Consider the following 25,773-nt stretch of genomic DNA (forward strand, 5'->3'; position numbering starts at 1 on the left):
CCGTAGGTACGGCCTGGTGGGGTCAAGGCGCGGCGTGCAGGCCGGCGATCACCTCTCCCTTGATGCGATAGGACTTGCCCCGGAACAGCGCGATCAGCTTGCCGTCCTGGTTGTTCACGGTGATGTCGTAGACACCGGTGCGCCCGCTCAGCAAGCGCTCCTGCGCTTCGGCGGTCAGCACATCGTTGCGCAGGGCCGGTGCCACGTATTCGATGCTGCACCCCGATGCCACGGTGTTGAGGTTACGGCTGTTGCAGGCGAACGCAAAGCAGCTGTCGGCCAGTGCAAAGATCAAGCCGCCATGGCAGGTGGCATGGCCGTTGAGCATGTCGCTGCGCACCAGCATGCTCATGCGTGCGCGGCCCGGTGCGATGGCCAGGATCTTCATGCCCAGTCCCTGGGAAGCGTTGTCACGCGGGTACATGGCCTGGACCGTGGCCTCGGCCAGGGTTTGCGGGTCCGGCCCGGTGTCCGGGGTGCAGGTGGAAAGTGCGGACTCATTCATGGAATTTCCTCTTCGCGGCTTGCAGGCGTTGCAACAGCGGCGAGACGCGGTAGCGGTCCTCGCCATAGGTGGCGCTGAGCCGTTGCAGCACCTTGACCACGTTATCCACACCGATTGCATTGGCCCATTCCAGCGGTCCTCGCGGATAGTTCAAGCCCTTCTGCATGGCCATGTCGGCGTCGGCGGCGCTGCACACGCCCTGGTTGACGGCATCGGCGGCTTCGTTGATCAGCATGCAGACGGTGCGCATGACGATCATCCCCGGCACATCGTCCATCGGCGAGAGTGCGAAGCTGCAGGCCTGCAATACCCCGGCCACGGCCTGATAGGCGCGCGGGCTGCACTGGTCGGACCGGGTCACTGCCAGCCGGCTGGTGGTGGCATAGTCCAGCGCCAGGTCCACCAGCACCACGTCAGGCATGTCGTAGTCGTAGGATTGCTGGGTGGCGGTGCGCCCTTCGGTGACGTACAGCCGACCGGGGCCAGCCTTCAGGAGCAGGTTGTCGGCGCGTGCCCCATGGTATTCAATGCGGCCCTTCTTGTAGCGCTTCCGGATGACTTCCACCAGCGGATGGGAGCCGAAGATCTGCAGTGCCACCGGAGGCGTGCTGCACGGCAGCTCGTCGTCGATCGGAGGTGGTATGTGCTCCGGACCGTGATGATAGAAACCGCGCCCGGTCTTGCGGCCGAGATACCCCGCATGCACCAGTTCCTGCTGGATCAGCGACGGCGTGAAGCGCGGATCATTGAAGCAGGCCTGGAACACCGATTGGGTGACCGCGAAATTGATATCGTGGCCGATCAGGTCCATCAGCTCGAACGGCCCCATGCGAAAACCACCGGATTCGCGCATCACGGCATCGAGAGTGGCCGGCTGGGATGCCCGCTCATTGAGTACCCGCAGGCCTTCGGCGTAATACGGACGGGCCAGGCGATTGACGATGAAGCCGGGCGTGGAACTGGCAAACACCGGCGTTTTGCCCCAGGCGAGGGCGGTGTCGTGCACGCATTGCACCACGGCGGCGTCGCTGGCCAGGCCGCGGATGACTTCCACCAGCTCCATCTGCGGCACCGGGTTGAAGAAATGCATGCCGACCAGGCGCTGCGGGTGGCGCAGCGAGGCAGCGATGCGCGTGATCGAGATCGACGAGGTATTGCTGGCCAGGATGCATTCCGGGCTGACGATGTCTTCCAGCTTGCCGAACAGTTCCTGCTTGGCCGGCAACTGCTCGACGATGGCTTCGATCACCAGCCCGGCACAGGCCAGTTCCCGCAGAGACGTGGCCGGGGCCAGGCAGTCATTGGCCTTCTCGGCCTGCTCCCTGGTGATCTTTCCCCGGCTGGCCAGGCGGTCCAGGCCGAGGCGGATGCTGGCGATGGCACGGGCGCAAGCACCTTCGCCGCTGTCGTAGATCAGCACGGGGTGCCCGGCGGTGGCCGCGACCTGGGCGATGCCGGCGCCCATGGTGCCGCCGCCGACCACGGCAACGGTGGTGTCCACGGGTAGCGCCCGCGCTCCCGGTTGCGACTGTGGCGCCAGTCGCGACCGTTGCGTGACGCGTAGATATTTCGGTGTGCGTTCTGCCTCCATCTCACTGCCCCGTAAAGTGTGGCGCACGCTTTTCCTGGAAGGCGGCCACGCCCTCCCGGTAATCACGGCTATGGCCGAGGGTGCGCATGGTGTCGCGCTCCAGGTCCAGTTGCTGTTCCAGCGTGTGCGCCGGGCTACGGTACAGGGTGGCCTTGGTCGCGGCCAGACCCAGGGTAGGCGCGCTGGCGAAATGACGGGCCATGGCGCGGGCCTGTTCCATCAGTTGTGCATCGTCCACGCATTTCCAGATTAGGCCCCATTGCTCGGCCTGCTCGGCGCTGATCTTCTCGCCCAGCAGCGCCATGCCCATGGCGCGCGCGGTGCCGACCAGGCGCGGCAGGAAATAGGTGCCGCCGGTATCGGGGATGAGACCCAGCTTGCAGAACACTTCGACGAAGCTGGCCGAGCGTGCCGCGATCACGATATCGCAGGCCAGCGGCAGGTTGGCGCCGGCCCCCGCGGCGACGCCATTGACGGCGCAGATCACCGGAAAGCGCAGGGCGCGCAGCGATTTCACCAGCGGGGCGTAATACTGATCGATGGAGTGGCCCAGGTCGACGCCTGCGCTGCCCTCGTCCCCGGGCTTGACGGCGCGGTCGCCCAGGTCCTGGCCGGCGCAGAAACCGCGTCCGGCGCCGGTCAGCAGCAGCACGCGCACCTCGGGATCGGCTTTCAGCTTGTCGATGGCCTCGCGCAGTTCCAGATGCATCGCCACCGTGAAGCTGTTGAGCTTGTCGGGACGATTGAGGGTGATGACGGCAACGCCGTCCTGTTTTTCGAAGAGGATGGTTTGATAGCTCATGGCATGGAGGGGGAGGAATCAGTGGGCCCGGATCAGTTGTCCTGGTCGAAGTCCAGCAACAGCTTGTCGGTGACCGGGAAGGACTGGCAGCTCAGGACGAAGCCACGCGCGATCTCGTAGTCTTCCAGCGCGTAGTTGGCGTCCATATCGACGTTGCCCTCCACCACCTTGCAGCGGCAGGTGGCGCACACGCCACCCTTGCAGGAGTGGCGCAGGTCGATGCCGCTCTTGAGGCCGGCTTCCAGCACCGACTCCTTTTCCTTGTCCATGGTGAAGACATTGTGGGTGCCGTCCACGATCACCGTCACCTCGCACTGGCTGCTGCCGATCACCGGGCGCGCTGTGTGGTTGCGCGCCGGCACGCTGGCGGCGAACAGTTCGGTCTTGATCTGCGACTTTGGCAGGCCGTGCGCCTGCAGCGATTCACCGATGGCGTCCACCATCTGCTGCGGGCCACACAGGAAGGCGGCATCGATATCGTCCAGCCTGATCCAGGACGCCAGGAAGGCATCGCACTTGGCGCGATCGATGCGGCCATTGAACAGTTCCACATCCTGCTGCTCGCGGCTCATTACGTAGACCACGTTCAGGCGGTCCAGGTAGCTATCCTTGAGGTCGGTGAGTTCGTCCTTGAAGATCACCGAGGACGACGCCCGGTTGGCATAGACCAGCGTGAACCGGCTGCGCGGCTCGGTCAGCAGGGTGGTCTTGATGATGGACATCATCGGCGTAATGCCGCTGCCGGCGGCAAAGGCCAGGTAGTGCTTGCGGTTGGCCGCATCCAGCGGCACATTGAACTGCCCCATGGGCGGCATGACCTCGATCTGCTGGCCGGCCTGCAGGTGGTCATTGGCCCAATTGGAAAACAGCCCGCCCGGCGCACGCTTGATGGCCACCCGCAGGCGCCTTTCCTGCACGGCCGAACAGATCGAGTAGGAGCGGCGCAGTTCCTCGCCATTGACCTGCGAGCGCAGCGTCAGGTGCTGGCCCGGCAGGTAGGAAAAGCTGTCCTGCAATTCGCCGGGAACGGCGAAGGAGACCACGATGGTGTCGCGCGTATCCTGCTTCACGCTGTCGATGGTCAGTGGATAGAATTTGCTCATGTTGTTGTGCCTTCTGTCATGTTCTGGGTGAGACCGGGTGCCACGCTGCGGTCCGGTTCAGTGGGCCTTGAAATAGTCGAATGGCTCGCGGCAGTCCTTGCACTGGTACAGCGCCTTGCACGAGGTCGAACCGAACTGGCTCACGCACACGGTCTGCGTCGATCCGCAGTGCGGGCAGGGCACTTTCGGCGCGGCGTGACGCTGCGGGCTGATACCGCCGATGTCGATCACCTGTTGTGCCGGCGGGGCAATGCCGTAGTGGTTCAGGTTGCGGCGGCCTTTCTCGCTCATCCAGTCGGTGTTCCACGCTGGTGCCAGCTGGGTGCGCACGCTGACCTGGGCTACACCATGTTGTTGCAGCGTGCTAACGATGTCTGCGGCGATCACGCCCATGGCCGGGCAGCCGGAGTAGGTGGGCGTGATCACCACCGTGCAGTGCATCTGCTGCGCCGGGTCGCGCTGCAATTCCACCGCACGCACGATGCCCAGGTCGACCACCGAGATCGCCGGGATCTCGGGATCGGCGATCTGGTCCAGCCAGTGCCAGATCTGCGCTTGCAGCGCCTCCAGGTCGCTCTCCGCCTGCGCGGGAAGCGGCCTGGCCTGGATTGCCGGGCTCACGCTCACCACGCCGCTCCGGGATAGCTGCGCTGCAGGAACTGCATTTCCGCCAGCAGGTAGCCGAGATGTTCGGTATGCCGGCCCTGCTTGCCACCGCTCTGCATCCACAGTCCGGCCGCCGGGATGCGCAGGGTGGCCATCTGCAGGACCTCGGTCACATGCTGCTGCCACTTCTGCTGCAGTTCATCCAGGGCAGGCGCCAGGCCCTGTTGCTGCATCGCCGTGTCCAGCGCGTCGGGCGTGAACAGTTCGCCGGTGTACATCCACAGATCATCGATGGCGGCCTGCATGCGGCGATGGCTTTCCTCGGTGCCATCGCCCAGGCGGACCACCAGGTCCGTGCTACGGCGCACGTGGTAGGTCACCTCCTTCAAGCACTTCTGGGCGATCTCGACGATGCGGGCATCGTCGGACTGGCACAGGCCCTGCAGCAGGAAGTAGTGCCACACATCGAACAGGAACTGGCGCGCCAGCGTATCGGCATAGCTGCCATTGGGCAGCTCCACCAGCAGCAGGTTGTGGAACTGGTGGGCGTCGCGCAGGAAGGCCAGCTGGTCTTCGCTGCGGCCCTGTCCCTCCAGCTCGCCGGCGTAGCTCAGCCACAGGCGAGCCTGGCCGATCAGGTCCAGCGAGACGTTGATCAGGGCCATGTCCTCTTCCAGCGCCGGCCCCTTGCCACACCATTCGGAGAGGCGTTGCGAGAGCACCAGGACGTTGTCGCCCAGGCGTCGCACGTAATCGGTTTTGCTTGTCATGTCGGGCTCCGGTTCAGAGGTTCTTCAGTTCGGCCGGCATGGGGAAGAAGGTCGGGTGGCGATAGACCTTGCTGTTGGACGGCTCGAACAGCGGCGCCTTGTCACCCGGGCTGGAGGAGACGATATCGGCGGCGCGCACCACCCAGATGCCCACGCCTTCGTTGCGGCGGGTGTAGACATCGCGGGCATTGTTGATGGCCATCTCGCCATCGGGGGCATGCAGGCTGCCGACGTGTTTATGGGCCAGACCGTGCTGGCTGCGGATGAAGACTTCCCAGAGAGGCCATTCCTTGCTCATGATCGATTTCCTTGTTGGCGGGCCGCGCAGGGGGCGGCCACTGGCATTGTTGTGAATTGAAGCGAAAGGGATTGAAATCGGACAACCGGCGGATCAGGCGGCCTTCCGGCTGGCCTGTTTGTCGGCGTGCGCTACCAGGGCATCGCGGAACCAGGCGCCGTCCTCGTACGCCTGCCTGCGGGTGGACAGGCGCTCGCGGTTGCAGGGGCCATTGCCGCGCACGACGTTGTGGAATTCGTCCCAGTCGACCTGGCCGAAGTCGTAGCGACCGCGTTCTTCGTTCCACTTCAGATCGGGGTCGGGCACGGTCAGGCCCAGGTATTCGATCTGCGGGATGGTCTGGTCCACCATGCGCTGGCGCAGTTCATCATTGGAGAACAGCTTGATGCGCCACTGCATCGATTGCGCGCTGTGCACCGAGGTCGCATCGGACGGGCCGAACATCATCAGTGCCGGCCACCACCAGCGGTTCAACGCATCCTGCGCCATCTGCTTCTGCTCGGGGGTGCCACGACACAGCGCCAGCATGATGTCGTAGCCCTGGCGGGCGTGGAAGGATTCTTCCTTGCACACCCGCACCATGGCGCGCGAGTAGGGACCGAAGGAACAGCGGCACAGCGGAATCTGGTTGATGATGGCCGAGCCATCCACCAGCCAGCCGATGGCGCCCATGTCGGCCCAGTTCAGGGCTGGGTAGTTGAAGATGCTGGAATACTTGGCACGACCGGCGTGCAATTCGGCCAACAGGTCTTCGCGGGATACACCTAAGGTCTCGGCGGCGCTGTACAGGTACAGGCCATGGCCGGCCTCGTCCTGGATCTTGGCCAGCAGGATGGCCTTGCGTTGCAGCGTGGGCGCACGCGTGACCCAATTGCCCTCGGGCAGCTGGCCGACGATTTCCGAGTGCGCGTGCTGCGAGATCTGGCGTACCAGGGTCTTGCGATACGCCTCCGGCATCCAGTCCTTGGGTTCGATCTTGACGCCCGCATCGATGCGCGCCTGGAACGCCAGTTCTTCCGGCGACATCTCCTCGGCTTTGCGCACCTGGGTCAGGCCGGTGTCTACCATCTGTGCATACATGGTACTTCTCCGTGAAAAGGTTGCACGCTGAGCGACGGGCGAACGAGATCCTGACCGCATTGGCCCGCTTCAGGTGGGTGAAACTGAAAAGCTGAAAAGCTGAAAAAACTGCTGAATCGAAAATCGGTAAAACTGTCCTGTCGCAACGCTACGCGCGCCTGGCGGCGATCAAGGGCTGGACCCGGGGCGCGGCAAGGACCGGCCGGTTCTCCTCGATCTCGCTCAACGGGCTGACCTCGCGCAGACTGCGCAGGCTGCGCCGGGTCAGGTCGTGATACGTGCTGGTGCCGGCCTGCTTCCAGTCGATCTCCTCGGGCGAGAGTTCGCGCACCACCTTGGCCGGCAGGCCTGCCACCAGCGTGCGCGGTGGCACCTGCATGCCGGCCCGCACGAAGGCACAGGCCGCCACGATGGCCTGCTCGCCCACCACCGCTTCATCCATGACCACCGCGTTCATGCCTACCAGCGCATCGCGTTGCACGGTGCAGCTGTGCAGCACCGCGCCGTGGCCGATATGGCCGTTTTCCCCGACCACCGTGTCGTGACCGGGAAAGCCGTGGATCACGCAGGTGTCCTGCACGTTGGCACCACGCTGCAGCACGATGCGACCGAAGTCGCCGCGCAGGCAGGCCGCCGGGCCGACATAGCAATCGGCACCGACGATGACGTCGCCGATCAATACCGCCGTGGGATGCACATAGGCCGTGGGGTCGACCACCGGAATCACATCTTCGATTGCATAGCTGGGCACCGCGTCTCCTTGTGCAGCGGCCCTTGCCGGGCTGCGCCGCCTTGTCGTTGCAGCGAAACTGGCTGGCTTGTCCGCTGCTTTCTTCCTGGCTGAAGGCGGGAAAAAAGCATTTGCCTGTCGCTGTTTTTTAGGGAATAATAATTTCGACCGACCGGTTGGTCAATAATGTTTTTAGAGTTTTTCCTGACCGATATCGGAAAGTTCGGGATGCACCGGTGGTCGGGCAGGGCAGCTGGAGAGGTCGGACGCTGTGCTGGTTGCAGATGTTGCGTAGATGTTTCGTAAGAGTTTTGATTTACGGCACAATCATGACTTTGCGGAAATATCAAAGAGGACGCACTTATGCCACGCAAGCGTGCAGCGGGATACGACAACCAGCGCGAGACCATCATCGAACAGGCGGCAGCCTTGTTCGCGCGCAACGGTTTCGCCGGCACATCGATGAATGAAGTGGCACTGGCATGTGGCCTGTCCAAGGCCTCGCTGTATCACTACTACACCGACAAGCATCAACTGTTGATGACCATCTGCGAAGGCCATATCGACCGCCTGTGCGCTCTGGTCGATGAAGTGGCACAGCAGGACCTGCCACCCGAGCCACGCCTGCGCCTGCTGATCCAGCGCTTCGTGGAGGAATACCGCGACGCCCAGAACGAGCATCGCGTGCTGACCGAGGACGTGCGCTTCCTGGCGCCGGAGGACCAGGAAAGCATCCTGACCGGCGAACGCAAGGTGGTCAAGGCAGTGGCCGATGCCATGTGCGCGGTGCGCCCGGAGCTGGATCGCAGTCGCATGGCCAAGCCGCTGGCGATGCTTCTGTTCGGCATGATCAACTGGATGTTCATGTGGCTCAAGCCCGATGGCGAGCTGACCCATGAGCGCATGGCGGTGGTCGTGTCCGATCTGTTGTTCGGTGGTATCGGCGCCGTGGGCCTGGACGGCGTCCCCAGGAAGAAACGATGACGTGAGCCCTTGATCGGTCGCGTCATTGCAGGCATGCAACACCACAATGACAACACCATCAAGGAGACTCCATGCCGTACCGCTTGCCCTCTATTTGTCCACCTCGACTGCAGTTTTTCCGTCCGCTGTTTGCACTGGCCCTGGCCGGCTGCATGCACCTCGCCCACGCCGACATCAACGTCGGCGTCACCGTCTCCACCACCGGTCCGGCCGCCTCGCTGGGCATTCCGGAGAAGAACACCATCGCGCTGCTGCCGACCACCATCGTCGGGCAGAAGATCAACTACATCGTCCTCGATGACGCCTCCGACACCACGCAGGCGGTCAAGAATGCACGCCGCTTCGTTACCGAAAACAATGTCGATGTCATCGTCGGTTCCTCCGTCAGCCCCAACTCGATCTCGATGATCGAGGTCGCCGCCGAGGCGCAGACGCCGATGATCTCGCTGGCCGCTGCGGCCCGCATCGTCGAGCCCATGGACGCCAAGAAGAAGTGGGTCTTCAAGACCCCGCAGAACGACATCATGATGTCGCTGGCCATCGCCCGCGACATGGTGGCGCGGGGCTATCAGCGTGTGGCCTTCATCGGTTATGCCAATGCCTACGGTGAAGGCTGGTACGAGGAATTCAAGAAGGCTGCCGGCCTGAAAAAGCTGGAGCTGGTGGCCAACGAACGCTTCGCTCCGACCGATACCTCGGCCACCGCACAAGCCCTGAAACTGGTGGCGGCCAAGCCGGACGCGATCCTCATCGCCGCCTCCGGCACCCCGGCCGTGGTCCCGCAGCGTGCTCTCAAGGAGCGCGGCTTCAAGGGCCAGATCTACCAGACCCATGGCGTGGCCAATGCCGACTACCTGCGGGTGGGCGGCAAGATGCTGGATGGCACCCTGCTGCCGGCCGGCCCGGTGCTGGTGGCAGCGCAACTGCCGGCTACCAATCCCATCCGCAAGGTGGCGCTGGACTATACCGCCCGCTATGAGGCCGCCCACGGCAAGGACAGTGTCTCCCTCTTCGGCGGTTATGCCTGGGATGCCGGCGTGCTGCTGCAATCGGCCATTCCCGTGGCAATGAAGCGTGCCAAGCCCGGTACCCCGGAGTTCCGCGCCGCGCTGCGCGACGCGCTGGAAGCCACCCGTGAAGTGACCGGCGTACACGGCGTCTACAACATGTCGGCCAGCGACCACCTGGGTCTGGACCAGCGCGCCTCGGTGATGGTCAAGATCGTCGATGGCGCCTGGCAATACCAGCCCTGATCCGCTTTGCAGGTCGGCCTCTTCAGGCCATTTGATACCCATGCCGGCCATGCACCCGGGCTGACCTTCAGCCGGGTGCGCCAGCATCTTCACGTCTACAGGAGTTCCCATGACGGTACGTACACCGCAGCTACAGAGTTTCATTGCCGGCCGCTGGCTCGGCGAGAGTCCAGCCCAGATCTTGCACAGCGCCGTCAACGGCCGCGCCGTCGCATCCACCCACGCCGAGGCGATCGACTTCGGCGAAGCACTGGATCACGCCCGCCAGCAGGGGCTGCCCGGCCTGCTGGCGCTGGACTTCCAGCAACGCGCCGCCCGCCTCAAGGCCCTGGCGAAATACCTGACCGAACACAAGGAGACGCTCTACGCCATCTCCGCCCACACCGGCGCCACCCGCGCCGATAGCTGGATCGACATCGAAGGCGGTAGCGGCACGCTGTTCACCTATGCCAGCATCGGCACCAATGAATTTCCGTCCTCCAACTTGCTGCATGAGGGGCCGGCCTTTGCGCTGGGCAAGCAGGGTCGCTTCGCCGGCAGCCACATCCTGGTACCGCGCGGCGGCGTGGCGGTGCATATCAATGCCTTCAACTTCCCGGTCTGGGGCATGCTGGAAAAATTCGCGCCGAGCTTCCTGGCGGGCATGCCCTGCATCGTCAAGCCGGCCACCGCCACCAGCTATCTGGCCGAGGCGGCAGTGCGGCTGATCCAGCAATCCGGGCTGCTGCCGGCCGGCAGCCTGCAGCTGGTGATCGGCAGCACCGGTGACCTGCTGGATCGCCTGCAGCCGCAGGACGTGGTGACCTTCACCGGCTCGGCCGACACCGCCGCCCGCCTGCGCGTCCACCCCAATCTGGTTGCCAATGCCATTCCCTTCAACGCCGAGGCCGACTCGCTGAACTGCGCCATCCTTGGCCCGGATGTCGGCGCGGATGATGAAGAGTTCGAGCTCTTCGTCAAGGAGGTGGCACGCGAGATGACTACCAAGGCCGGCCAGAAATGCACCGCCATCCGGCGCGCCATCGTGCCGCGCCAGCATGTCGATGCGGTGGCTGAACGGCTGGCGGCGCGGTTGCGCAAGATCGTGGTCGGCGACCCGGCGCTGGAGTCGGTGCGCATGGGGCCGCTGGCTTCCCGTGACCAGCAGCGCGATGTCGAGCAACGGTTGGCGCTGTTGAAGCAGGGCGCCGACATCCTGCTCGGTGCCGGCACGGCATTCCAGCCGCAGGGCGAGGGTGTGGCCGAGGGCGCCTTCTTCGCGCCGACCCTGCTGCTGGCACGCGACACGGCCGCCGGCAGCCCGGTGCATGAAGTCGAGGCCTTTGGCCCCGTCAGCACCCTGTTGCCCTACGATGACCTGGACGAAGCCTTGGCCCTGGCCGCCCGCGGACGCGGCAGCCTGGTGGCCAGCCTGGTCACGCGCACGCCCGCCGTGGCGGCGCGGGTCATTCCTGCGGCCGCCGCCTGGCATGGTCGCCTGCTGGTATTGGATCGCGAATCGGCACCGGAATCCACCGGCCATGGTTCACCCCTGCCGCAGCTCAAGCACGGCGGCCCCGGTCGTGCCGGCGGCGGCGAAGAACTGGGCGGGGCCCGGGCGGTCAAGCATTACCTGCAGCGCAGTGCGGTGCAGGGTTCGCCCACCATGCTGGCGGCGGTGGTCGGCGAGCATGTGCGCGGCGCCCAAGTCCGCGAATCGGACATCCACCCCTTCCGTCACTACTTCGAAGACCTGCAGATCGGCGACTCGCTGAGCACCCATCGACGCACCGTGACCGAGGCTGACATCGTGAATTTCGGCTGCCTCTCCGGTGACCATTTCTACATGCACTTCGACGACATCTCGGCACGCCAGTCGCCCTTCGGCAAGCGCATCGCCCACGGCTACTTCGTGCTTTCGGCGGCGGCCGGGCTGTTTGTCTCGCCGGCACCCGGGCCGGTGCTGGCCAACTACGGGCTGGACACGCTGCGCTTCGTCAAGCCGGTCGGCATCGGCGACACCCTGCGTGCCCGGCTGACCTGCAAGCGCAAGATCGACCGCAACAAGAAGGACGCCAATGGCCAGGGGCAGGGCGTGGTCGCCTGGGATGTGGAGGTCAGCAACCAGGAGGACGAGCTGGTCGCGTCCTACGACATCCTGACCCTGGTGGCCAAGCGACCGGTGGCAGCATAGTCATATGACAGAACGGCTGGATGCCGGCAGTCATTGATTGCGTAAATGATATAAAAAATATAAACGGCTCGACGGAGCCGGAGACCTGCCCGGCCAGCCGCAGCCCGAACTGCGAGGCCCGGGCAGAACAGGAGGAGACAAATGGATGCAAGCATATTGACCGTGCTGGTGCAGGACGGCATCACCACCGGCGCCATCTATGCGCTGTTGTCGCTGGCGCTGGTGCTGGTGTTTTCGGTGACGCGGGTGATCTTCCTGCCGCAGGGCGAATTCGTCGCCTTTGGCGCCTTGACACTGGCGGCGATCCAGAACGGCCAGGCACCCGGCACGGCCTTGCTGTTATTGGCACTGGGTGGCGTGACGCTGGCGGTGGAAGCCGGCAGCGCATTGCGCCTGCCGCAATCCCGCGCGCGCCTGCGGCGCCGCTGGCCCTGGATGCTGGCCACGCAGGTACTGATGCCGCTGCTGGTGGTCGCAATCACCCGTTACGTTGACCTGCAGACACTGGCCATGCCGCTGCAGATCCTGCTGGCACTGCTCATCGTGGTGCCGATGGGGCCGATGATCTATCGCGTGGCATACCAGCCGCTGGCGCATTCTAGCGTGCTGGTGCTGCTGATTGTCTCGCTGGGTGTACACCTGGCCATGGTCGGGCTGGGGCTCTTGATGTTCGGGCCGGAAGGCAGCAACACCCGGCCCTTCACCGATCTGCAGTTCAACCTGGGCGAGAGTCCCGTATCGGGACAGAGCGTGATCGTGCTGGTGTCGGTGGCGGCGCTGATCGCGGTGATCTATCTTTTCTTCGAACGTACGCTCACCGGCAAGGCCTTGCGTGCCACCGCCGTCAACCGGCTCGGCGCCAGGCTGGTGGGCGTGGGCATCAACCAGGCCGGCAAGCTGTCCTTTGCGATGGCGGCCGGCATCGGTGCGCTGTGCGGCATCCTGATCGCGCCCTTCACCATCGTCAATTACGAATCGGGTTTCATCATCGCCCTGAAGGGCTTCGTGGGGGCCATCTTCGGCGGACTGGCCAGCTATCCGCTGGCGGCGCTGGGTGCGGTCTCGGTGGGCCTGGTCGAGAGCTTTTCCTCATTCTGGGCCAGCTCGTTCAAGGAATTGATCGTCTTCACGGTCATCCTGCCCATCCTGCTGTGGCGGTCGCTGACCAGCCACCACATCGATGAAGAAGCCTGAGGTCTCCACCATGCCATCCATGCCATCCTTCATGACCCATCGCGCCGCATGGCCGGTGCTGTTCTTCGCCATCGTACTGGCCCTGCCGCAGCTGGGCCTGCCGCCGTTCTGGGTGACCCTGCTGTCCTATGTCGGCCTGTATGCCATCGTCGCCCTGGGGCTGGTCTTGCTGACCGGCGTGGCCGGCCTGATCTCGTTCGGGCAGGCGGCCTTCGTCGGCATCGGTGCCTACACCACCGCCTATCTCACCTCGCAATTCGGCCTCTCGCCCTGGGTCGGCTTGTTGGCCGGTATCGCCCTGACCGCCTGCTCGGCGCTGGTGATCGGCGCGCTGACCATGCGCATCTCCGGCCACTACCTTCCCTTGTCCACGATTGCGTGGGGGCTGTCGCTGTACTACCTGTTCGGCAATCTGGAGATGCTGGGTAAGCACGATGGCATCAATGGTATCCCCGCCATCAGCATCGGCAGCTTCGAGTTCGGCAACGGTGGCTCGATGTATCTGTTGATCTGGGGCGTAGTGATCCTGGCGCTGGTTTCGGTCGTCAACTTCCTCGACTCGCGCGCCGGTCGTGCGGTGCGGGCGCTCAAATATGGGTATGTCATGCCCGAGTCCATGGGTGTGGATACCGCCCGGCTGAAGATCGTCATCTTCGTCTATGCCGCCGTACTGGCGGGCATCTCGGGGTGGCTCTACGCGCATCTGCAACAGGCGGTCAATCCCACGCCCTTCGGACTGAAATACGGCATCGACTACCTGTTGATGGTGGTGGTGGGCGGTGCCGGCCATGTCTGGGGTGCGCTACTGGGCGCGGGATTGCTGGCGGTGTTGAGCAACTTCCTGCAGGAGTGGCTGCCGGGCCTGTTGGGGAGCGGCGGTAACTTCGAAGCCATCGTCTTCGGCATTGCCCTGGTGATCTTCCTGCAGTTCGCCAACGAAGGCCTGTGGCCGCGCCTGCAGGCGCGCTTCGGCCAGCGCCGGGTGCATAGCTTGCGAACAGGTGGCGCGCCGCTGGCACAGTTGCCCAAGCCGCAGCGGGGAGAAGTCATCCTGCAGGTAGAATCCGCCCGCAAGCAGTTCGGCGGACTGGTGGCGGTCAACGATGTCAGCTTCGCGGTCAAGGCTGGTGAGATCGTCGGCCTGATCGGGCCGAACGGCGCCGGCAAGTCGACCACCTTCAACCTCGTGACCGGGGTGTTGTCGATCACCAGCGGCAAGCTCGACTATCGCGGCCAGTCATTGGCGGGATTGTCGTCACGCGAAATCTGCAGTCGCGGCATCGCCCGCACCTTCCAGCATGTGCGCCTGGTGCCGGGCATGAGCGTGCTGGAGAACGCTGCCATGGGGGCCTTCCGTCGTGGTGAATATGCCCCGCAGCGCGGCATCCTCGCCAGCCTGGTGCGCGCCAATGCCTCCGAGGAGGCGCGCATCCTGCAGGAAGCCCGTCACCAGCTGGAGCGCGTCGGCCTGGGCAACATGCTGGACCGGCCTGCCGGCAGCCTGGCGCTGGGCCAGCAGCGCATCCTCGAAATCGCTCGCGCACTCTGCTGCGACCCCGCGCTGCTCCTGCTGGACGAGCCCGCCGCCGGCCTGCGCCTGAAGGAGAAGCAAGCCTTGGCAGCCCTGCTGGACAAGCTGCGCGGCGAAGGCATGGCGGTGCTGCTGGTGGAGCATGACATGGACTTCGTCATGCAATTGACCGACCACATCGTGGTCATGGAATTCGGCACCAAGATTGCCGAGGGCACGCCGGCACAGATCCAGGTCCACCCGGCCGTGCTGGAAGCCTATCTCGGAGGAGCCCAATGATGACCGCCGCCACCATGAGCCTGCCGCTGCAGGAGCAGGCTGAAGTACGCACTGCCGTCGCCCCGGTCCTGCTGGAGGTCAGTGGCCTCTCGGCCCGCTACGGCAAGGTCGCCGCGCTGACCGATGCCACGCTGTCCCTGCGGGCCGGCCAGATCGTCACCGTCATCGGCCCCAACGGCGCCGGCAAGTCCACCCTGCTCAACGCCATGATGGGCGCGCTGCCCACGGGCGCCACGGCCAGCGGCAGGATCGTCTTCCAGGGCGAGGATGTGGGGCGGATGGAGATCGAAGAGCGCGTCGCACGCGGCCTCTCGTTGGTGCCGGAAAAGCGCGAACTGTTTGCCAGCATGACGGTGGAAGACAACCTGCTGCTGGGGGCCTACAAGCGTCGTCGCCATGGTGAAGCGGGCTATCTGGATCAGCAGGATTTCGTGTACACCCTGTTCCCGCGCCTGAAGGAACGCCGCAAGCAGGCCGCCGGCACGCTCTCCGGCGGAGAACGCCAGATGCTCGCGGTAGGCCGAGCATTGATGGCCAAGCCGCAGGTGTTGATGCTGGATGAGCCCAGCCTGGGCCTGGCACCATTGGTGACGCGCGAAATTCTTGCCATCATCAGCCAGCTGCGCAGTACCGGCGTGGCGACCTTGCTGGTGGAACAGAATGCGCGGGCGGCTTTGCAGGTGGCTGATTATGGCTATGTGCTGGAGATGGGGGAGATCGCCTGCGAAGGGGCGGCGGCGGTGCTGGGGGCGGATGGGCGGATTGTGGAGAGTTATCTGGGGGTGGGGAGGGGGTGAGCCTCGGAGCGGGCGGCGGCGATAGTCGGTGGACGTGATTTTCGGAACTTTCCCTCGCCAGGCGTTGCATACAGATTCCTCACGCAATCGCCTGGATGCCTTTCTTTTCGACCACGGTCAGCAGACGAAGAGCCGGTCCGCCTGGTTTCTTGACACCTCGCTCCCAATCCGAGATCAGGTTCCTGCTCACATTCAGATAAAGGGCAAAGATGGGCTGCGACAGGCATTCACGCTCGCGCAGCGCACGGATGCGCTCGGGTGGCATGGCTTGTATCGGCGTCAGGCAGCTTTCGTCGAACGCGCGCATGGTCTGCTTGTCGATGGCACCGATGTCATGCAGGGCCTCCATCGTTTCATGGAGTGCCGCATAGGCTTGGCTACGGTATTTCTTGGTCATGGTGGTCTATCTCCGTCAATTGCCCCTTGTCTATCAATGCGACGAGCTGGTCTTCCGTCAGCCGGAGGATATGCTGCGCTGCTTTTTTGAACGCGACCTCTTCATCAGCATCGATGTTGTCGCGATCATTCTTGGCGAATCCGTACACAAAGAAGGCACGCTCCGCCGTGCGATACAGGATGATGGTGCGAAAACCTCCGGCCTTGCCGTGGCCGGTGCGTGCTACGCGTTGCTTGATGACGCCGCCGCCAAGGTCCGCATCAAGCTGTCCACGTTCGGCTCGAGCAACCGCTGCCAGGAGCGCCGCGTCCGCGATACCCTGCTTGCGGCTGAAACGCTCGAACCAGGCGTTCTTGAAAATCCGCATTGAGCGGGCTCCTTAAAATATAACACAAAGTATTATATTTTTAGCTGGGAGCTGGCGGTGCGACTGGTGTGCGTAATGAAGCCGGTCAGCAGCGAACAATAAAAAACCCCGAAATTATTCGGGGTCTTTGGATGGGCCTGACTTGGGGATGTCTGGGTGGATAGGGCTCAGACGTTAAACAGGAAATTCATCACATCCCCATCCTTGACCACATATTCCTTGCCTTCTGCCCGCATCTTGCCTGCTTCCTTGGCACCGGTCTCACCCTTGCAGGCGATGTAGTCCTCGAAGGCGATGGTCTGCGCACGGATGAAGCCGCGCTCGAAGTCGGTGTGGATCACACCCGCCGCTTGCGGGCCGGTGGCGCCGACAGGCACGGTCCAGGCGCGCACTTCCTTCACGCCAGCGGTGAAGTAGGTCTGCAGGCCCAGCAGCTTGAAGGCAGCACGGATCAGGCGGTCCAGGCCCGGTTCTTCCATGCCCATGTCGGCCAGGAAGTCGACCTTGTCGGCGTCGTCCAGGTCGGCGATCTCGGCTTCGATGGCGGCGCAGATGGCGACGATGGGGGCGTTCTGTTCCTTGGCGTAGCCGGTCAACTGGTCCAGCAACGGGTTGTTGGTGAAGCCGCTATCGGACACGTTGGCCACATACATGGCCGGCTTGGCGGTGATCAGGCACAGCGGCTTGATCAGCAGCATCTCTTCGGCATCCAGGCCCAGGGCGCGCACCGGCTTGGCTTCGTCCAGCGCCGGCATGATGCGTTCCAGCAGGGCGACCAGCTTGGCGGCGTCCTTGTCGCCGGAACGGGCTTTCTTCTGTTCGCGGTGGATGGCCTTCTCGACCGTGCCCATGTCGGCCAGGGCCAGTTCGGTCTGGATCACGGCGATGTCGTCCAGCGGGCTGACGCGGCCGGCAACGTGGATCACGTTGGGGTCTTCGAAGCAGCGCACCACGTTGACGATGGCGTCGGTCTCGCGGATGTGCGAGAGGAACTGGTTGCCCAGGCCTTCACCCTTGGAGGCACCCGCCACCAGGCCTGCGATGTCGACGAATTCGACGGTCGCCGGCAGGATGCGCTCAGGCTTGACGATCTCGGCCAGCGCCTTCAGGCGCGGATCGGGCACTTCCACGATGCCGACATTGGGCTCGATGGTGCAGAACGGATAGTTCTCGGCGGCGATGCCGGCCTTGGTCAGCGCGTTGAAAAGGGTGGACTTACCGACGTTGGGCAGACCCACGATGCCGCATTTGAGGCTCATGACAGATTCTTCCGAAAGCAAAACCGACATTGTAGCAAGCCGTGCGCCGCAACCCTATGCTTTGCTTGGCGGCATTGTTCTTCCGGGCTGGTCCTCCGGATGCCGGCATCCCTGTCGCGAAACCATCAGGCCCCCTCCACATGGAGCGTTTTGGGGGCGAATCACACCTGTATTGTCTTTTATGTATTAATTCGTTGCGTATATGCCACGCAATGGGAAATATCTGAAATGCACAATATTTAACTGACTCATTCGTCAGCAAGTTGGTTGTTGGCAATAGTTATCAAGTTCCTCTAAATTGCAGGCAACTTGTAAAGAAAAGGCTCGTTTCGCCGCGGCCATTTACACGCTGTATTGCCCTCTTGAAAGCGATTTGTAAAATTTGCTCTACAATGTCGGTTTTCCAAAGAACTCGAAGAATCCCTTTGCCTAATATCGTTGAAATCCGCGATCTGCACTTCCGTTATGGCGACCGGCCGATCCTGTCCGGTCTCCATATGGATTTCCCGCGCGGAAAGGTGGTGGCGGTCATGGGCGGTTCCGGTTCGGGCAAGACCACCATCCTGCGGTTGATCGGCGGACAGTTGCAGCCGCAGCAGGGCAGGGTGGAAGTGGATGGCGAAAACGTGCCCGACCTGGGGACCGGACAACTGTATTTGTTGCGTCGCAAGATGGGCATGCTGTTCCAGAACGGCGCGCTGTTTACCGACATGACGGTGTTCGACAACGTGGCCTTTCCACTGCGCGAGCATACCGACCTGGATGAAACGCTCATCCGTGACCTGGTCCTGATGAAGCTCAACGCCGTCGGCCTGCGCAATGCGGCAGCGCTGAAGCCGGCGGAAATCTCCGGCGGCATGGCGCGGCGCGTGGCGCTGGCCCGGGCGATCGCGCTGGACCCGGCGCTGATCATGTATGACGAGCCCTTCGCCGGCCTCGATCCGATTTCCATGGGTGTGACCGCCAACCTGATCCGTCGTCTCAATGATGCGCTGGGGTCGACGTCCATCCTGGTGTCGCACGACGTCAATGAATCCTTCGGTATCGCCGATTATGTGTATTTCCTGTCCGCCGGCAAGATCGTGGCCCAGGGTACACCGGAAGAGATGCGTCATTCCACCGATCCCTATGTGAAGCAATTTGTCCACGCCGAGGCCGATGGGCCGGTGCCTTTCCACTATCCCGGCAAGTCGCTGGCCGAGGACCTGGGTCTGGGAGGCGGCGCATGATCGTCGGTCTCGTCAGCGGCCTGGGCCGCAGTATCCGGGAGTTCGTGGTCGGGGTCGGTTTTGCTGCACGCATGTTCGTCAACATGCTGGGCGCCTCGTTGGGCTTGCTGCGTCGTCCGCGCCTCATTACCGACCAGATCCACTTCATCGGTAACTATTCGCTGGTGATCATCGCGGTGTCCGGCTTGTTCGTGGGCTTCGTACTGGGTCTGCAGGGTTATTACACGCTCAATAAATACGGTTCCGAACAGGCGCTGGGTCTGCTGGTGGCCCTGTCGCTGACGCGTGAACTGGGTCCGGTGGTGACTGCGCTGCTGTTTGCCGGGCGCGCCGGGACCTCGCTGACCGCCGAGATTGGCCTGATGAAGGCCGGCGAGCAACTGTCGGCCATGGAGATGATGGCCGTGAACCCGCTGCAACGCGTGGTCGCGCCGCGTTTCTGGGCAGGTGTCATCGCCATGCCGGTGCTGGCGGCGATCTTCAGTGCCGTGGGCGTCATGGGCGGTTATGTGGTCGGCGTGCTGCTGATCGGCGTCGATGAAGGTGCCTTCTGGTCGCAGATGCAGGGCGGGGTGGACGTCTGGAACGATATCGCCAACGGCGTGCTGAAAAGCGTCGTCTTCGGCGTGGCAGTGACCTTCGTGGCGCTGTTCCAGGGTTACCAGGCGCAGCCCACGCCGGAGGGGGTGGCCCGCGCCACCACCCGCACCGTGGTGATCGCTTCGCTGATGGTGCTGGGCCTGGACTTCCTGCTGACCGCGCTGATGTTCAGCTGATCGCGGCAAAGAATGTAGAGCGCCCGTACGCGGGCGACGATGAATATAGAGGGTTGAACTATGCAACGTAAATCACTGGATGCCTGGGTTGGAATCTTCGTGCTGCTGGGCGTGGCTGCGCTGGTGTTCCTGGCGCTCAAGGCCGGCAACATGAGCTCGATGTCCTTCGGTCAGAAGACCTATGCGCTCAAGGCCAGCTTCGACAACATCGGCGGCCTGAAGTCGCGTGCGGCGGTCAAGAGCGCCGGCGTGGTGGTGGGCCGCGTGGACTCGATCCGCTTCGACGACCAGACCTTCCGCGCCGTGGTGATGCTGAACATGGACGAGGGCTACAAATTTCCCAAGGACAGCTCCGCAAAGATTCTGACTTCGGGTCTGTTGGGTGAACAATACATCGGCATCGAACCGGGCGGCGATACTGCTAACCTGGCTTCGGGCGATACCATTAAGATGACGCAATCCGCAATCGTGCTGGAGAACCTGATCGGTCAGTTCCTCTACAGCAAGGCGGCAGAGGGAAAGGATGATTCAAAATGAATAAGAAGACCATCAACACCGCCTACGCGAGCCACCTGGGCGCCATCGCCCTGGCAGCCGCAGCCCTGACCGGCTGCGCCAGCACCAGCAACAATCCCAATGATCCGCTGGAAGGTTTCAACCGGACCATGTTCAGCTTCAACGACACGGTCGACAAGGTGGCCCTGAAGCCGGCAGCGCAGGCCTATGACGCGGTGGTGCCCAATCCGGTGCAGCATGGTGTGGGCAACTTCTTCGGCAACATCGGCGACCTGTGGTCGTCGATCAACCAGCTGCTGCAGGGTCGCGTCGAGCAGGGTGTATCGACCTTCATGCGCGTGGCCATCAACACCACCTTCGGTCTGGGTGGCGTGCTGGACGTGGCGACCGAAGCCCGCCTGCCGCGTGAAAAGTCCGATTTCGGCCAGACCCTGGGCAAGTGGGGCGTAGGCTCGGGCCCGTACGTGGTGCTGCCGTTCTTCGGCCCGTCGACCGTGCGTGATACCGCCGGCCTGCCGGTGGACCTGTATGGCGACCTGTGGACCTACAAGCGTCCGGTTCGCTGGCGCAACGTCGGTGCGGTGGTGCGCATCGTCGACCGCCGCGCCCAGTTGCTGGATGCCTCGACCCTGCTGGAAGACGCCGCGCTGGACAAGTACGACTTCGTGCGTGATGCCTACCTGCAACGTCGCCAGAGCCAGATCAATGGCGCCGGTGGTGGCAAGGATCAGCCGGAAAACACCATCGAGCCGTAAAGGCCTGATCGGCTGGCCGGGCTGAATGGCCCGCCAGCGCCGCAGCCCTTGAAAATCCGCTGAACTGCATTATCTGTAACACCCGTAGCCAACTGTGACGGCACGGGAACCCCGTCATTTGGCGGGTTTCGAAGGAGTTGCCGGCGCTGGTCGCCGACGCTGGTTGCCGGAAGCATGCCGATGCGCATGCCTGCCCGTGCAGAATCCGGCCCCTTCCGCTGACTCGAATGGAAAACCACTTATGAAGATGCTTGCCAAACTTTTCGCCATTGCCGCCATCGCCGTTCCCGCCCTGTCCTTCTCGGGCGCCGCTTCCGCCCAGGAGGCTCCGGATGCCCTGGTCAAGCGCATCAGTTCGGAGGTGCTGGACACCGCCAAGAACGACAAGGACATCCAGGCCGGCAACAACGGCCGCATCATGCAACTGGTCGAACAGAAGATCCTGCCGTACGTGGACTTCGAGCGCATGACCCAGCTGGCTGCCGGCCGTTACTGGCGCCAGGCCACGCCGGAACAGCAGAAGCAGCTGATCACCCAGTTCCGCAGCCTGCTGGTGTTCACCTACTCCGGCGCCCTGTCGCAGGTCCGTGACCAGAAGATCGAATTCAAGCCGCTGCGCGCCGCTCCTGGCGATACCGAAGTGGAAGTGAACTCGCAGGTCATTTCCTCGCGTGGCGGTGAACCCATCCAGCTGAGCTATCGCCTGGAAAAGAAGGCCGACGGCTGGAAGCTGTATGACGTCAACGTGCTGGGCGCCTGGCTGGTCGAGGCCTACCGCGGCACCTTCTCCAGCGAGATCAGCAAGGGCGGCATCGACGGCCTGATCAAGGCGTTGAGCGACAAGAACCAGCAGCTGGCTGCCCGCAGCAACGGCAAGAAGTAATTTTCTTCACCGATCCGAAAGAACCTGCACCATGTTCAAGCCCGGCGCCTCGCTGACCTTCACCAATGCCAGTACTGTCCTGCGCGACGGCCTCTCGGCCATCGCCGCCGGACAGGGCCGCATCGATGTGAGCGAGGTGACCGTGGTCGATTCCTCGGCCGTGGCCACACTGCTGGCCTGGCGGCGCGCGGCTGCCGAGCGTGGCGCAGCGCTGGAATTTGGCACCCTGCCGGCCAATCTGCAGAGCCTGGCCGACCTCTACGGTGTTTCCGCCCTGCTGCAAGGCACGGCGGCGCCTACCTCCGCGACCGATCGACATCACTGACCGGTCCAGTCCCTCCGGCCGGTGCGGATGACCCGCGGCGGCCCGGAAAATCGAATTCCCCTATAATCGAATGTTTTGCAGGCGCGCTTGCGGCCTCGTGCACCGGATTTTCCTCCCTTGAACGTGGCTTCACCTGAGCCCGGCAAAACCTGAATACCAGCGATCTGCGGCCTGACCGCGATAGCATAACGACAACATGGCTGCGTCACCGCCGTACTTCCCCTACAGGACGGCAGGCGGCACGGGGCCAGGGCGAGGCGGGTGAGGGATTCCTGGTGGATTCCCGCTCCCTCATTTCTTTCTGGCAAATAACGTATCGAATGGGCGAGGCAATGGCCGCTCTCCAAATCACAGACATCAAGAAGCGTTACCAGTCGCTGCAGGCGCTGGGCGGCGTTTCGCTGGCAATCGAGGAAGGTGAGTTCTTCGGCTTGCTGGGCCCCAACGGCGCCGGCAAGACCACGCTGATCTCCATCATCGCCGGCCTGAACCGGGCTGATTCCGGTTCGGTCACCATCCACGGTCACAACGTCGTCAGCGACTATCGCGCGGCCCGCATGAAGCTGGGCGTGGTGCCGCAGGAACTGGTGTTCGATCCCTTCTTCACGGTGCGCGAGACGCTGCGCATGCAGTCCGGTTACTTCGGCCTGCGCAACAACGACAAGTGGATCGACGAGGTCATGGAAAACCTGGGCCTCACCAACAAGGCCGATACCAATATGCGCGCCCTGTCGGGCGGCATGAAGCGCCGCGTGCTGGTGGCCCAGGCGCTGGTGCACAAGCCGCCGGTGATCGTGCTGGATGAACCCACGGCCGGCGTGGACGTCGAGTTGCGCCAGACCCTGTGGCATTTCATCGGTCGCCTCAACCGCGAAGGCCATACCATCGTGCTGACCACGCACTACCTGGAAGAGGCGCAGGCGCTGTGCAACCGCATCGCCATGCTCAAGTTCGGGCAGGTGGTGGCGCTGGATTCGACCGAGGGCCTGATCCGCCGCATCTCGGGCTCGCAGATGGTGCTCAAGCTCAAGCGCAGCGCGCTGCCGGACGGCCTCAAGGCGCTGGTGACGCATCCGGAAGAACTGCTCGCAGGCAACACTGCCAACAAGTACACGCTGCGCGTGAATGACTACAAGGAAGTCGAACCCATCCTGGCCACGTTGCGCGCCGCCGGCGCCGAGATCGACGATCTGCAGTTGCAGCAGGCCGACCTGGAAGACGTCTTCATCCAGATCATGGGAGATGAAAAATGATCGGTTTCCGTACCCTTTTCTACAAGGAAATCCTGCGTTTCTGGAAGGTCGCCACCCAGACCATCACGGCCCCGGTGGTGACGGCGCTGCTGTATCTGCTGATCTTCGGCCATGTGCTGCAGGACCGCGTGCAGGTCTATCCGGGCGTGAACTACACCGGTTTCCTGGTGCCGGGCCTGGTGATGATGAGCGTGTTGCAGAATGCCTTTGCCAACAGTTCGTCCTCGCTGATCCAGTCCAAGATCACCGGTAACCTGGTGTTCGTGCTGCTCACGCCACTGTCGCACTGGGAAATGTTCGGTGGCTATGTGCTGGCGGCCGTGGTGCGTGGCCTGATGGTGGGCGCCGGTGTGTTCGTGGTGACGGTCTGGTTTGGCCATCTGGACTTCGTGGCACCGCTGTGGATCCTGGTGTTTGCACTGCTGGGCGCAGGCATTCTGGGGACCATGGGCCTGATCGCGGGTATCTGGGCCGAGAAGTTCGACCAGCTGGCGGCGTTCCAGAATTTCCTGATCGTGCCGCTGACCTTCCTGGCCGGCGTGTTCTATTCGATACACTCGCTGCCCCCGTTCTGGCAGGCGGTATCGCATTTCAACCCGTTTTTTTATATGATCGATGGCTTTCGCTACGGCTTCTTCGGTCAGTCCGACATTCCCCCCATGACCAGCCTCGGTATCGTCGCCGTGTTCTTCGTGGCGCTGTCCACGCTGGCCGTGCGCATGCTCAAGAGCGGTTACAAGCTGCGCGCCGGTTCGCATTGAGCCCCCCGGCAATCCCCCTATTCCTGTGAAGAGCCTCACCATGCTACCCACCCCCGAACTCGTCAAAAGCTATATCGCCGCCGGCCTGGAGTGCCAGCACCTCGAAGTGGAGGGCGACGGCCAGCACTTCACCGCCGTCATCGTCGCCGATGCCTTTACCGGCAAGCGCCTGATCCAGCGTCACCAGCTGGTCTACGCCGCCCTGGGTGACCGCATGCGCGAAGAAATCCACGCGCTGTCGATGAAGACCCTGACCCCCGAAGAATTCCAGAAATAAGGCAATACGATGGACAAGCTCCTGATCCGTGGCGGCAAGCGCCTCTCCGGCGATGTCACCATTTCCGGCGCCAAGAATGCCGCCCTGCCCATCCTGTGCGCGGGTCTGCTGACGGCCGATGATCTGCACCTGACCAATGTGCCGCACCTGCAGGACGTGGTCACGATTACCCAGCTGATGAAGCAGATGGGCCTGCGCGTGCGCGAGAACGGCGAGGAGATGGTGCTCAACGGCAACGACATCACCCGTCCCGAAGCACCCTATGAGCTGGTCAAGACCATGCGCGCCTCGATCCTGGTGCTGGGTCCGCTGCTGGCCCGCTTCGGCCAGGCCAAGGTCTCGTTGCCGGGTGGCTGCGCGATCGGTTCGCGGCCGGTGGATCAGCACATCAAGGGCCTGCAGGCCATGGGTGCCGAGATCCATATCGAGGGCGGCTACATCCACGCCAAGGCCAAGCGCCTCAAGGGTGCGCGCATCGTGACCGACATGATCACCGTCACCGGCACCGAAAACCTGCTGATGGCGGCAGTCCTGGCCGATGGCGAGACTGTGCTGGAAAACGCCGCACGCGAACCTGAAGTGGGCGATCTGGCCCAGTTGCTGGTGAAGATGGGCGCCAGGATCGAAGGCATCGGTACCGACCGCCTGGTGATCCAGGGCGTGGACAAGCTGCACGGCGCCTCGCACCAGGTGATCGCCGACCGCATCGAAACCGGTACCTTCCTGTGTGCCGTGGCTGCCACTGGCGGTGACGTGACCCTGCAGCGCACCCGCGCCGGGCTGTTGGATGCCGCGCTGGACAAGCTGCGCGACGCCGGTGCCATCCTCACCTCGGGCGAGGACTGGATTCGCATCCAGATGGCACGTCGGCCCAAGGCCGTGAGTTTCCGCACCACCGAATATCCTGGCTTCCCGACCGATATGCAGGCGCAGTTCATGGCGCTGAACTGCATCGCCGAAGGCACCAGCCACGTTACGGAGACCATCTTCGAGAACCGTTTCATGCACGTGCAGGAATTGAACCGCCTGGGCGCGGCCATCGATGTGGAGGGCAATACCGCCATTGTCACCGGCGTGGAAAAATTCATCGGCGCGCCGGTGATGGCTACCGACCTGCGTGCTTCGGCCTCGCTGGTCATCGCTGGCCTGGCTGCGCAGGGCGAGACGGTGGTGGAGCGCATCTACCACCTCGACCGTGGTTACGACCGCATGGAAGCCAAGCTGTCGGCCATCGGGGCGGACATCCAGCGCATCAAATAAGTTTTCGGATTGAAAAGTA

At 63.4% G+C, this 25,773-nt stretch carries 28 protein-coding genes; 16 read left to right on the forward strand and 12 right to left on the reverse strand.

From position 1 onward, the window contains the following. Window positions 1–22: 22 nt before the first annotated feature. The 9 genes from paaI to HFRIS_RS02025 all read right to left on the reverse strand — a co-directional run bounded on the left by paaI (window position 23) and on the right by HFRIS_RS02025 (window position 7,506). Window positions 23–505, reverse strand: coding sequence for a hydroxyphenylacetyl-CoA thioesterase PaaI (gene paaI, locus HFRIS_RS01985; protein WP_006461541.1), 483 nt, complete (start codon window positions 503–505; stop codon window positions 23–25). Then, complete coding sequence (locus tag HFRIS_RS01990; RefSeq protein WP_244436251.1) at window positions 498–1,970, reverse strand: 3-hydroxyacyl-CoA dehydrogenase; 1,473 nt, start codon at window positions 1,968–1,970, stop codon at window positions 498–500. Before HFRIS_RS01990 ends, paaI begins: the two co-directional genes overlap by 8 nt. Window positions 1,971–2,097: 127 nt before the next feature. Beyond that, the gene (gene paaG / locus HFRIS_RS01995) at window positions 2,098–2,898 is read right to left on the reverse strand and encodes a 2-(1,2-epoxy-1,2-dihydrophenyl)acetyl-CoA isomerase PaaG (RefSeq protein WP_006461543.1); all 801 of its coding nucleotides are present in this window, start codon (window positions 2,896–2,898) and stop codon (window positions 2,098–2,100) included. Between the two features lie 32 nt (window positions 2,899–2,930). Beyond that, window positions 2,931–4,001, reverse strand: a complete 1,071-nt coding sequence (gene paaE / locus HFRIS_RS02000) for a 1,2-phenylacetyl-CoA epoxidase subunit PaaE (protein WP_006461544.1) — start codon at window positions 3,999–4,001, stop codon at window positions 2,931–2,933. Window positions 4,002–4,058: 57 nt separating this feature from the next. Further along, window positions 4,059–4,628 carry a 1,2-phenylacetyl-CoA epoxidase subunit PaaD gene (gene paaD, locus HFRIS_RS02005; RefSeq protein WP_006461546.1) on the reverse strand — a complete coding sequence of 190 codons (570 nt, stop codon included), beginning with the start codon at window positions 4,626–4,628 and terminating at the stop codon, window positions 4,059–4,061. Then, window positions 4,625–5,377 carry a 1,2-phenylacetyl-CoA epoxidase subunit PaaC gene (gene paaC / locus HFRIS_RS02010; RefSeq protein ID WP_006461547.1) on the reverse strand — a complete coding sequence of 251 codons (753 nt, stop codon included), beginning with the start codon at window positions 5,375–5,377 and terminating at the stop codon, window positions 4,625–4,627. The genes paaD and paaC overlap by 4 nt, the downstream gene beginning before the upstream one ends. Window positions 5,378–5,390: 13 nt before the next feature. Next, window positions 5,391–5,675 (reverse strand): 1,2-phenylacetyl-CoA epoxidase subunit PaaB, encoded by a 285-nt coding sequence (gene paaB, locus HFRIS_RS02015; RefSeq protein ID WP_006461548.1) that lies wholly within the window; start codon window positions 5,673–5,675, stop codon window positions 5,391–5,393. A gap of 93 nt (window positions 5,676–5,768) precedes the next feature. Then, window positions 5,769–6,755, reverse strand: a complete 987-nt coding sequence (gene paaA, locus HFRIS_RS02020) for a 1,2-phenylacetyl-CoA epoxidase subunit PaaA (RefSeq protein WP_006461549.1) — start codon at window positions 6,753–6,755, stop codon at window positions 5,769–5,771. Between the two features lie 148 nt (window positions 6,756–6,903). After that, entirely contained in the window at window positions 6,904–7,506 is a 603-nt protein-coding gene (locus HFRIS_RS02025; RefSeq protein ID WP_006461550.1) for a carbonic anhydrase, read from the reverse strand. 342 nt (window positions 7,507–7,848) lie between these two features. Here HFRIS_RS02025 and HFRIS_RS02030 point away from each other — a divergent pair, with 342 nt between their 5' ends. The 6 genes from HFRIS_RS02030 (at window position 7,849) to HFRIS_RS02055 (ending at window position 15,696) form a co-directional block, all read left to right on the forward strand. Beyond that, window positions 7,849–8,469 carry a TetR/AcrR family transcriptional regulator gene (locus HFRIS_RS02030; RefSeq protein WP_006461551.1) on the forward strand — a complete coding sequence of 207 codons (621 nt, stop codon included), beginning with the start codon at window positions 7,849–7,851 and terminating at the stop codon, window positions 8,467–8,469. 107 nt (window positions 8,470–8,576) lie between these two features. Continuing rightward, on the forward strand, window positions 8,577–9,722 hold the full coding sequence (locus tag HFRIS_RS02035) for an ABC transporter substrate-binding protein (protein WP_039874095.1): 1,146 nt from the start codon (window positions 8,577–8,579) through the stop codon (window positions 9,720–9,722). A 109-nt stretch (window positions 9,723–9,831) separates the two neighbouring features. After that, the gene (gene paaZ / locus HFRIS_RS02040; RefSeq protein ID WP_006461553.1) at window positions 9,832–11,895 is read left to right on the forward strand and encodes a phenylacetic acid degradation bifunctional protein PaaZ; all 2,064 of its coding nucleotides are present in this window, start codon (window positions 9,832–9,834) and stop codon (window positions 11,893–11,895) included. 141 nt (window positions 11,896–12,036) lie between these two features. Beyond that, on the forward strand, window positions 12,037–13,089 hold the full coding sequence (locus HFRIS_RS02045; RefSeq protein ID WP_006461554.1) for a branched-chain amino acid ABC transporter permease: 1,053 nt from the start codon (window positions 12,037–12,039) through the stop codon (window positions 13,087–13,089). Window positions 13,090–13,108: 19 nt separating this feature from the next. Continuing rightward, window positions 13,109–14,899 carry a branched-chain amino acid ABC transporter ATP-binding protein/permease gene (locus HFRIS_RS02050; RefSeq protein WP_006461555.1) on the forward strand — a complete coding sequence of 597 codons (1,791 nt, stop codon included), beginning with the start codon at window positions 13,109–13,111 and terminating at the stop codon, window positions 14,897–14,899. After that, window positions 14,899–15,696, forward strand: coding sequence for an ABC transporter ATP-binding protein (locus HFRIS_RS02055; RefSeq protein WP_006461556.1), 798 nt, complete (start codon window positions 14,899–14,901; stop codon window positions 15,694–15,696). Before HFRIS_RS02050 ends, HFRIS_RS02055 begins: the two co-directional genes overlap by 1 nt. Window positions 15,697–15,775: 79 nt before the next feature. Here HFRIS_RS02055 and HFRIS_RS02060 read toward each other — a convergent pair whose 3' ends face one another. The 3 genes from HFRIS_RS02060 to ychF form a co-directional block, all read right to left on the reverse strand. Next, a complete protein-coding gene (locus tag HFRIS_RS02060) occupies window positions 15,776–16,093 on the reverse strand; it encodes a helix-turn-helix domain-containing protein (protein ID WP_006461557.1) in 318 nt (105 codons plus the stop codon). Next, window positions 16,074–16,460, reverse strand: coding sequence for a type II toxin-antitoxin system RelE/ParE family toxin (locus HFRIS_RS02065; protein ID WP_006461558.1), 387 nt, complete (start codon window positions 16,458–16,460; stop codon window positions 16,074–16,076). Before HFRIS_RS02065 ends, HFRIS_RS02060 begins: the two co-directional genes overlap by 20 nt. 167 nt (window positions 16,461–16,627) lie before the next feature. After that, window positions 16,628–17,719, reverse strand: coding sequence for a redox-regulated ATPase YchF (gene ychF, locus HFRIS_RS02070; protein WP_006461559.1), 1,092 nt, complete (start codon window positions 17,717–17,719; stop codon window positions 16,628–16,630). 425 nt (window positions 17,720–18,144) lie between these two features. On the opposite strand from ychF, the gene HFRIS_RS02075 reads away from it, so the two are divergent. From HFRIS_RS02075 to murA, 10 genes are all read left to right on the forward strand, one after another. Continuing rightward, the gene (locus HFRIS_RS02075; protein WP_006461560.1) at window positions 18,145–18,948 is read left to right on the forward strand and encodes an ABC transporter ATP-binding protein; all 804 of its coding nucleotides are present in this window, start codon (window positions 18,145–18,147) and stop codon (window positions 18,946–18,948) included. Further along, window positions 18,945–19,724: a lipid asymmetry maintenance ABC transporter permease subunit MlaE gene (gene mlaE / locus HFRIS_RS02080; RefSeq protein WP_006461561.1), complete on the forward strand. Its 780-nt coding sequence runs from the start codon at window positions 18,945–18,947 to the stop codon at window positions 19,722–19,724. Before HFRIS_RS02075 ends, mlaE begins: the two co-directional genes overlap by 4 nt. A gap of 60 nt (window positions 19,725–19,784) precedes the next feature. Then, a complete protein-coding gene (mlaD, locus tag HFRIS_RS02085) occupies window positions 19,785–20,261 on the forward strand; it encodes an outer membrane lipid asymmetry maintenance protein MlaD (RefSeq protein ID WP_006461562.1) in 477 nt (158 codons plus the stop codon). Continuing rightward, on the forward strand, window positions 20,258–20,995 hold the full coding sequence (locus HFRIS_RS02090) for an MlaA family lipoprotein (RefSeq protein WP_006461563.1): 738 nt from the start codon (window positions 20,258–20,260) through the stop codon (window positions 20,993–20,995). The genes mlaD and HFRIS_RS02090 overlap by 4 nt, the downstream gene beginning before the upstream one ends. 241 nt (window positions 20,996–21,236) lie before the next feature. Further along, window positions 21,237–21,878 carry an MlaC/ttg2D family ABC transporter substrate-binding protein gene (locus HFRIS_RS02095; RefSeq protein WP_006461564.1) on the forward strand — a complete coding sequence of 214 codons (642 nt, stop codon included), beginning with the start codon at window positions 21,237–21,239 and terminating at the stop codon, window positions 21,876–21,878. Between the two features lie 31 nt (window positions 21,879–21,909). Next, on the forward strand, window positions 21,910–22,203 hold the full coding sequence (locus tag HFRIS_RS02100; protein WP_006461565.1) for an STAS domain-containing protein: 294 nt from the start codon (window positions 21,910–21,912) through the stop codon (window positions 22,201–22,203). A gap of 332 nt (window positions 22,204–22,535) precedes the next feature. Next, complete coding sequence (locus tag HFRIS_RS02105) at window positions 22,536–23,456, forward strand: ABC transporter ATP-binding protein (protein WP_039874102.1); 921 nt, start codon at window positions 22,536–22,538, stop codon at window positions 23,454–23,456. Then, window positions 23,453–24,217: an ABC transporter permease gene (locus HFRIS_RS02110; protein ID WP_006461567.1), complete on the forward strand. Its 765-nt coding sequence runs from the start codon at window positions 23,453–23,455 to the stop codon at window positions 24,215–24,217. The genes HFRIS_RS02105 and HFRIS_RS02110 overlap by 4 nt, the downstream gene beginning before the upstream one ends. Window positions 24,218–24,257: 40 nt before the next feature. Beyond that, window positions 24,258–24,494 (forward strand): BolA family protein, encoded by a 237-nt coding sequence (locus HFRIS_RS02115; protein WP_006461568.1) that lies wholly within the window; start codon window positions 24,258–24,260, stop codon window positions 24,492–24,494. 9 nt (window positions 24,495–24,503) lie between these two features. Beyond that, window positions 24,504–25,754, forward strand: coding sequence for a UDP-N-acetylglucosamine 1-carboxyvinyltransferase (gene murA, locus HFRIS_RS02120; protein WP_006461569.1), 1,251 nt, complete (start codon window positions 24,504–24,506; stop codon window positions 25,752–25,754). The last annotated feature ends 19 nt before the right edge of the window (window positions 25,755–25,773 follow it).

The organism is Herbaspirillum frisingense GSF30 (assembly GCF_000300975.2).
Classification (GTDB): domain Bacteria; phylum Pseudomonadota; class Gammaproteobacteria; order Burkholderiales; family Burkholderiaceae_D; genus Herbaspirillum; species Herbaspirillum frisingense.

Coding starts and splice junctions, on each gene's coding strand:
- HFRIS_RS02050 (WP_006461555.1), top strand. CDS start 13,109: ATGCCATCCTTCATGACCCATCGCGCCGCATGGCCGGTGCTGTTCTTC.
- HFRIS_RS02100 (WP_006461565.1), top strand. CDS start 21,910: ATGTTCAAGCCCGGCGCCTCGCTGACCTTCACCAATGCCAGTACTGTC.
- paaE (WP_006461544.1), bottom strand. CDS start 4,001: ATGAGCAAATTCTATCCACTGACCATCGACAGCGTGAAGCAGGATACG.
- paaC (WP_006461547.1), bottom strand. CDS start 5,377: ATGACAAGCAAAACCGATTACGTGCGACGCCTGGGCGACAACGTCCTG.
- HFRIS_RS02065 (WP_006461558.1), bottom strand. CDS start 16,460: ATGCGGATTTTCAAGAACGCCTGGTTCGAGCGTTTCAGCCGCAAGCAG.
- paaA (WP_006461549.1), bottom strand. CDS start 6,755: ATGTATGCACAGATGGTAGACACCGGCCTGACCCAGGTGCGCAAAGCC.
- paaZ (WP_006461553.1), top strand. CDS start 9,832: ATGACGGTACGTACACCGCAGCTACAGAGTTTCATTGCCGGCCGCTGG.
- HFRIS_RS02105 (WP_039874102.1), top strand. CDS start 22,536: ATGGCCGCTCTCCAAATCACAGACATCAAGAAGCGTTACCAGTCGCTG.
- paaG (WP_006461543.1), bottom strand. CDS start 2,898: ATGAGCTATCAAACCATCCTCTTCGAAAAACAGGACGGCGTTGCCGTC.
- HFRIS_RS02110 (WP_006461567.1), top strand. CDS start 23,453: ATGATCGGTTTCCGTACCCTTTTCTACAAGGAAATCCTGCGTTTCTGG.
- HFRIS_RS02045 (WP_006461554.1), top strand. CDS start 12,037: ATGGATGCAAGCATATTGACCGTGCTGGTGCAGGACGGCATCACCACC.
- ychF (WP_006461559.1), bottom strand. CDS start 17,719: ATGAGCCTCAAATGCGGCATCGTGGGTCTGCCCAACGTCGGTAAGTCC.
- mlaD (WP_006461562.1), top strand. CDS start 19,785: ATGCAACGTAAATCACTGGATGCCTGGGTTGGAATCTTCGTGCTGCTG.
- murA (WP_006461569.1), top strand. CDS start 24,504: ATGGACAAGCTCCTGATCCGTGGCGGCAAGCGCCTCTCCGGCGATGTC.
- paaB (WP_006461548.1), bottom strand. CDS start 5,675: ATGAGCAAGGAATGGCCTCTCTGGGAAGTCTTCATCCGCAGCCAGCAC.
- HFRIS_RS02030 (WP_006461551.1), top strand. CDS start 7,849: ATGCCACGCAAGCGTGCAGCGGGATACGACAACCAGCGCGAGACCATC.
- HFRIS_RS02095 (WP_006461564.1), top strand. CDS start 21,237: ATGAAGATGCTTGCCAAACTTTTCGCCATTGCCGCCATCGCCGTTCCC.
- HFRIS_RS02060 (WP_006461557.1), bottom strand. CDS start 16,093: ATGACCAAGAAATACCGTAGCCAAGCCTATGCGGCACTCCATGAAACG.
- HFRIS_RS02090 (WP_006461563.1), top strand. CDS start 20,258: ATGAATAAGAAGACCATCAACACCGCCTACGCGAGCCACCTGGGCGCC.
- HFRIS_RS01990 (WP_244436251.1), bottom strand. CDS start 1,970: ATGGGCGCCGGCATCGCCCAGGTCGCGGCCACCGCCGGGCACCCCGTG.
- paaI (WP_006461541.1), bottom strand. CDS start 505: ATGAATGAGTCCGCACTTTCCACCTGCACCCCGGACACCGGGCCGGAC.
- HFRIS_RS02115 (WP_006461568.1), top strand. CDS start 24,258: ATGCTACCCACCCCCGAACTCGTCAAAAGCTATATCGCCGCCGGCCTG.
- HFRIS_RS02055 (WP_006461556.1), top strand. CDS start 14,899: ATGACCGCCGCCACCATGAGCCTGCCGCTGCAGGAGCAGGCTGAAGTA.
- mlaE (WP_006461561.1), top strand. CDS start 18,945: ATGATCGTCGGTCTCGTCAGCGGCCTGGGCCGCAGTATCCGGGAGTTC.